Below are 6000 nucleotides of genomic sequence, written 5' to 3' on the forward strand. Positions count from 1 at the left end.
TTTCTGCTCGCTATCGTCCGTCCCGATCACACCAATCGGCGCCTCGATTCGCAGCGGGTGCGCCCAACAAGAAAAACGATCGAGAGGAATGCACGATGTCCGAACTGAACCTGAACCCCCGGGCCGCCGAGTCGCTGCAGCGCTGGCACGACATGGTTGCGCAGCAGGATCTCAGCGCGCTGCCCGAGCTGCTTGCAACGAGCGTGGTGTTCCGCTCACCCATGGCGCATACCCCCTATCCAGGACCAGTGGTGGTCTCGACCATCCTCAACACCGTGCTCAAGGTTTTCGTCGACTTCACCTACCACCGCCAGCTTGCAACCGCCGATGGGCTCAGCGTGGTGCTGGAGTTCAGTGCCTCGGTCGGAGGGCGCGAGCTGAAGGGCATCGACATGATCCGTTTCGATGAGCAGGGGAAGATCGTCGAGTTCGAGGTCATGGTCCGCCCCATGAGCGGCCTGCAGGCCCTGGGTGAGGAAATGGGCCGACGTCTGGGCGCCTACCTGGCCGCTGCCAAGGCCTGACCCGCGCGCCTTGCGCCAAACGAGGCGAAGCACTGCTCGCAAATCCAGGAGGGGCGGCTTGCACGTTCGGCGTCTCACGTGAACCACGAATCCGGATAGTCGGTCGTTGACACCCGGGCTGTCAGTACTAGCCTCATGGTGTGGGAAAAAATCCCACACCAAAGTTCTGACTGGCTTGCACGCATAGCGCGGAATCCGCAGCCAAGCATTCAGGTTGCAGATACAGGGCTGAGCTGGTTGGTTGGCCGCTCCTCGGGGCGACTGCGAGTCTTCTAACAACTGCGTTCGATAGGGAGATGACTACGCAACTCCATCCGGAGGTTCATCATGATGCTCAAGAAATGTTTGCTGGCTCTGGCAATTGCCGGGGTCTTGTCGGCCTCGACAGTTCTGGTTCCGGACTACATAGGCAATTTCTCCAGCGCGTATGCAAAGGATGGCGGAGGTGGTGGTAGCGGTGGTGGAGGCGGTGGCGGCCATGGAGGCGGCGGCAGTGGTAGTGGAGGCGGGGGCGGCCACGGAGGCGGTGGCGGTGGAAGTGGAGGCGGAGGCGGCCACGGAGGCGGTGGCAGTGGAAGTGGAGGCGGGGGCGGCCACGGAGGCGGTGGCAGTGGAAGTGGAAGTGGAGGCGGGGGCGGCCACGGAGGCGGCGGCAGTGGTAGTGGCCACGGCGGCGATGGAGGTGGCGGAAGTGGAAGCGGCCACGGCGGCGGCCATAGTGGGTCAGGCCACAGCGGTGATGGTGATGGTGATGGCCACGCCGGCAACAGCGGACCTGGTAGCGCCAACAGTGGGCGCGGAAACGACAACGATAATGACCACGATGACGGTGGGCCGCACGGTGTTGGTCATGGTGCGGATGACGGCCCCGGCCATGATGTAGGCGAGGCACATGGCGTCGGCCACGGCGCAGATGATGGTCCCGGCCATGATATGGGCGAAGCGCACGGTGTTGGTCATGGGGCAGACGATGGCCCGGCTCATGATGTAGGCGATGATCGCGGCGGCGCCTAGACAGCCACTCCGAGAGAGCACAAAACCCGGCGTGGCTCCGGGTTTTGTGCCACTCGACTGGCAATGCCGTCGGTTGTGATTGCTTGAGGGAATGGACTTGGGATAGCCGCCCAATCAGTACCAGAGTAAATGGCAGTTGAAGCTCCGTTTGGATTGCGTGGGGCTGCCTCCCACATGGACCTTTGTGTTCAGTTCTTCAGGAATGCCTTGAATGCATTTACCCTCTTTTCCTTCGTCTCTACTGCCGGCGCTAATGCACGTCATGCGCCCGTTAGTGAGGCTGATGCTCAGAAAAGGGGTTTCCTATAACTGTTTCGCCGATTTGCTCAAGGAAGTCTTCGTCGATGTCGCCGAACGCGAGTTCCGCCTCGACGACAAGCCACCGACTGACAGCAGGATCAGTTTGCTCACCGGCGTGCATCGCAAGGACGTCAAGCGCCTTCGGTCCAAGGTAGTTGGAGATGCGAGCGATCTGCCAGAGAACATTTCGTTTGGCGCGCATCTGGTCAGCATATGGCTGAACAGCGCGCCATTCTGCGCGCAGCCTGGCGAACCGCAGGCGTTGGCTCGCTTGGCCAGCAATGGCGGGGAGCGCTCGTTCGATGCACTGGTAGCGACGGTTAGCAAGGACATCCGCGCTCGCGTTGTGCTGGATGAGTGGCAGCGCCTGGGCATTGTGCGAGTCGATGATCAGGACTGTGTCCACCTGGAGACGATGGCTTTTATTCCACAGCGTGGGTTTGACGAAAAGGCAGCCTATTTCCGGCATAACCTTCACGACCATGCCTGCGCGGCCGTACACAACCTTACCGAAACGTCCGAGCCTTTCTTCGAGCGCAGTGTCCACTACGACAGCCTGTCTCCAGCCGGTGTCGACCAACTGCGCGAAGCTGTCCGGGTGGACGGCATGCAGGTCCTGATCGCGTTCAGCCAACTGGCAGCGGAGCTGGAAGGCCAGTATGTTCCGAGCCCCGATAGTCGGCAGCGAATCACCATCGGCCTGTACTTCTACACCGAACCCAACCCGTCAACCTTTGCTAGGTCCACTACGGTCGGTTCGTCATGAACATTGCCTCGCGCATTCTTTGCACCCTTGCATTCATAAGCGGGCCTTTGTTGTGCGTCTCGCCCTTGAGCGCAGCACCCGCCTGCCTTGAACCAGGCGGCATGGGTGGGACGGGCGCTGTTGCCAGCGGCGGGATCGGTGGCACCGGAGCACCGGCCGACAACGGTGGAATCGGTGGCACTGGAGTGAAGGACGACGACGGCGGAATCGGTGGCACTGGAGCGAGGGACGACGACGGCGGGATTGGGGGGACCGGCATTGTCGGGACCATCACAGGCTTCGGTTCGATTTGCGTCAACGGCGTGGAAGTACACTTTGACAGCAAGGCCTCGCTCAGCCAGAACGGCGTGCCCGCCAGCAGCAAGCAGCTGGCCATTGGGCAGGTCGTTGCCGTCGAGGCCTACAAGTCCTCGAGAGGGCTGGAAGCCCGAAGCATTGCGATACTCCACGCCTATGAAGGCCCGATTACCGCGGTCACCCCGGGGGCCGCCTCCATGCGTGTAATGGAGCAGCCCGTTCGCATTGCGGCAGACGCCCGTGTGCCGCAGGGCCTGCGCCCTGGCGAATCGGTTCGGGTCAGCGGCTTGCGCAATTCTCGGGGAGAGGTAGTGGCGAGCCGGATTGATCGGGCACCGGACCTTGCTCAGGCAAGCGCTATCGGCACCATCGAGCGTGCCGGCGATCTTCAGGGGCTGCCCCTCAGCAAGCCGCTGGCGCCAAGCACCGAGGTGCTGGTTCGCGGTACCTGGAATGGACAGCGGCTGAATGTCGCCGAGAGCCGTATCGATCCGGGGCTACCCTTTGGCGGGCGGGCCCGTAACGCGCTGGTGGAAGGCTTGGTGCGGTCGCAGCAAGGCGATCGCATCGAGTTTGGCGGGTTCACGGTCCAACTAGACCGCAGTACATCCTTCGGCAGCTCTCGGCCCGCGGACCTTGCGGTGGATCAGCGCATCCGGGTATTCGGTGTATTCGACAGCAGACGGACCATTCGTGCGGAACGGATCGAATTCATCCGCGAACGTCCCGAAGGGGCCAATCGGCAAGGTTCCGATCACATCGATACGGACACGTCCGAATCAGAGCACCAGGAGAGCGGTAACTCCGGGCGCGACGGTAACGAATCTCGTCTGCAAAACGATACCGGAGAAACACGGGAGAGAATCGAGCGACGAGAGGAATCCGCCTCTGGTGACTTGGAACGCCGCGAGCGGATAGAAACACGAGAATCAGGCGACCGTCTTGAAACTCGGGAGCGGATCGAAATATTCGAGAACGGTGTACGTGTAGAGCGAATCGAACGGATTGAGAGAATCGAACGGCCGGATCGGGCCGGCAAGCCGGAACGCGTTGAACGGGTGGAGCGAGTAGAACGCGTTGAGCGCGTCGAACGGCCCGATCATGTCGAGCGGCCGGAGAAGGTCGAACGGGTCGAACGGGTCGAACGATTGGATCATTCCGGCCCGCATTAGGGTGGGTAAACGCAAACAACTGCAATCATGCACACGCCAAAACGGAATCCGGCGCGCCGTCTATGCTGGGAAGGGTGTCCCATGCCGGGCGTCAGCATGGTAGCCAGGAGAACGAATGCCTGTCGCCTTCAGCGGTGAGGCCATCTTCGGGGCAATGCACTTGATGTGAACTTCGATGTCCGTATCGTAACGAGGTAATCATGAGCCCCACGCGCGTGATTTCACCGGGCCTGCTGGTGTTCCTCGCATTGCCGGCCTTGTCGGACGAATTCACGATGTCGATGGGGCTCGATTATTCGCGGGGCGATTATGGAACCCCGACAACCAGCGAGACCTGGTATGTCCCAGTGGTCGGCAAGTATGAAACCGGCCCGATGATCTACAAGTTGACCATTCCATACCTGCGTATCACCAACCCGGCGGTGGGCCCGGATGGCGAACCCTTGGCGGGTGACGACTGCGGCAGCGTCGAGAGCGGCGTCGGCGACACCGTGGCAAGTGCAGATTACGCACTACTGGACGGCCGCGATGGAGGAAGCCTGCTGGTGGATCTGGTAGGCAAGATAAAACTGCCGACGGCCGACGAGAACCATTGTCTGGGAACCGGCAAGACCGACTACTCCGCCCAGGTCGACCTCACTCAAGCCTTCGGTGCAATCAGCGGGTTCGCCACGCTGGGGTGGAAGAAGTTCGGCGATCCATCGGATACCGACTTCCGCGATCCAATCTTCACATCAATCGGCCTGGTCACCCGCCTGGCGCCGACCACCTCCGTGGGTGCGGCTTACGACTGGCGCGAGAAAGTGACGTCTGATGGTGACGAAATCCAGGAGTTCACCCTGTTCCTGACACAACGGCTCAGCAGCGAGTGGAGGGTTCAGTTGTATGCGCTCAAGGGATTTTCCGACTCCAGTCCCGACACTGGTGGCGGCTTGGTGCTCAGTCACAGCTTTTGAGCCGCTGGCCCATGCACGCGTGAGACGACATCAGCCCCGGTTTCGGTCCATCGCGAAAATTACCAGGATGGCCCCTGTTATTTTCGCGTTTCCTTTGAAAGTCCTTCGCCTCCTCGCCGCTGTCTGGACGCTCTGATCTTCGGCACACTCGCCGCCCATGTGCTGGCCCGGCACAGCACCGAGGCCTGCCTGCGCCACTCACTGATCATCGGAGCCCAACCATGAACCTCGCGTCCCTTGCCAGCCAGCGTTACACCACCAAGGCCTACGATCCTGCCCGGCGTGTTCCCCAGGCCACCATCGACGAGCTGCTGGTCCTGTTGCGCCAGGCACCGTCCTCGGTCAATTCCCAACCCTGGCACTTCGTGGTTGCTGGCTCGGAGGAGGGCAAGGCCCGCCTCGCCAAAGGCACCCAGGGACCCTACGCCTACAACCAGCCCAAGGTGCTGGATGCGTCCCACGTCATCCTCATCTGCGCACGTACCGAGATGACCGACGCCCACCTGGCGCACGTGCTCCAGCAGGAGGCAGACGACGGCCGCTTCCGCGATGATGAGGCCCGCGCCGGACAGCAGCGCACCCGCCAGACTTACGTGGACCTGCACCGCTACGAGCGCAACGATCTCCAGCACTGGATGGAGAAGCAGGCCTACCTGGCCCTGGGCACGCTGCTGCTCGGTGCCGCCGCGATGGGTGTGGATGCCACGCCAATGGAAGGCTTCGATCCGCAGTTCCTGGACGCCGAACTGGGCCTGCGCAAGCAGGGCTACACCAGTCTGGTCCTGGTGGCCCTTGGGCACCGCAGCGATAAAGATTTCAACGCCGCGTTGCCAAAGTCGCGCCTGCCGGCCGATCGCGTCATCACCGAGATCTAACCCTACACGACGCCAGTCTGGTGAACCTTCGTTGCACCTGATCGGGGGGGGGGGGGCGATAGCAGGCCCCCCGAGCAAACTCGCATAGCATCGCCC

At 62.0% G+C, this 6000-nt stretch carries 7 protein-coding genes; 5 read left to right on the top strand and 2 right to left on the bottom strand.

Annotated elements, in window-relative coordinates:
* Nucleotides 1-95 precede the first annotated feature (95 nt).
* Nucleotides 96-524 carry a nuclear transport factor 2 family protein gene (locus AAHM40_RS24920; protein ID WP_342247079.1) on the top strand — a complete coding sequence of 143 codons (429 nt, stop codon included), beginning with the start codon at nucleotides 96-98 and terminating at the stop codon, nucleotides 522-524.
* Between the two features lie 300 nt (nucleotides 525-824).
* On the opposite strand, the gene AAHM40_RS27390 is transcribed toward AAHM40_RS24920, so the two are convergent.
* Complete coding sequence (locus AAHM40_RS27390) at nucleotides 825-1229, bottom strand: hypothetical protein (RefSeq protein WP_446731621.1); 405 nt, start codon at nucleotides 1227-1229, stop codon at nucleotides 825-827.
* An 18-nt stretch (nucleotides 1230-1247) separates the two neighbouring features.
* Complete coding sequence (locus tag AAHM40_RS27395; RefSeq protein WP_446731622.1) at nucleotides 1248-1559, bottom strand: hypothetical protein; 312 nt, start codon at nucleotides 1557-1559, stop codon at nucleotides 1248-1250.
* Between the two features lie 190 nt (nucleotides 1560-1749).
* Here AAHM40_RS27395 and AAHM40_RS24930 point away from each other — a divergent pair, with 190 nt between their 5' ends.
* The 4 genes from AAHM40_RS24930 to nfsB all read left to right on the top strand — a co-directional run bounded on the left by AAHM40_RS24930 (nucleotide 1750) and on the right by nfsB (nucleotide 5904).
* Nucleotides 1750-2604, top strand: coding sequence for a DUF6502 family protein (locus AAHM40_RS24930; protein WP_342247081.1), 855 nt, complete (start codon nucleotides 1750-1752; stop codon nucleotides 2602-2604).
* On the top strand, nucleotides 2601-4073 hold the full coding sequence (locus tag AAHM40_RS24935) for a DUF5666 domain-containing protein (protein WP_342247082.1): 1473 nt from the start codon (nucleotides 2601-2603) through the stop codon (nucleotides 4071-4073). The genes AAHM40_RS24930 and AAHM40_RS24935 overlap by 4 nt, the downstream gene beginning before the upstream one ends.
* A gap of 200 nt (nucleotides 4074-4273) precedes the next feature.
* Entirely contained in the window at nucleotides 4274-5029 is a 756-nt protein-coding gene (locus AAHM40_RS24940; protein ID WP_342247083.1) for a hypothetical protein, read from the top strand.
* 221 nt (nucleotides 5030-5250) lie between these two features.
* Complete coding sequence (gene nfsB, locus AAHM40_RS24945) at nucleotides 5251-5904, top strand: oxygen-insensitive NAD(P)H nitroreductase (RefSeq protein ID WP_342247084.1); 654 nt, start codon at nucleotides 5251-5253, stop codon at nucleotides 5902-5904.
* Nucleotides 5905-6000: the final 96 nt, after the last annotated feature.

Source organism: Pseudomonas sp. OTU5201, assembly GCF_038440135.1.
Classification (GTDB): Bacteria; Pseudomonadota; Gammaproteobacteria; order Pseudomonadales; family Pseudomonadaceae; genus Metapseudomonas; species Metapseudomonas resinovorans.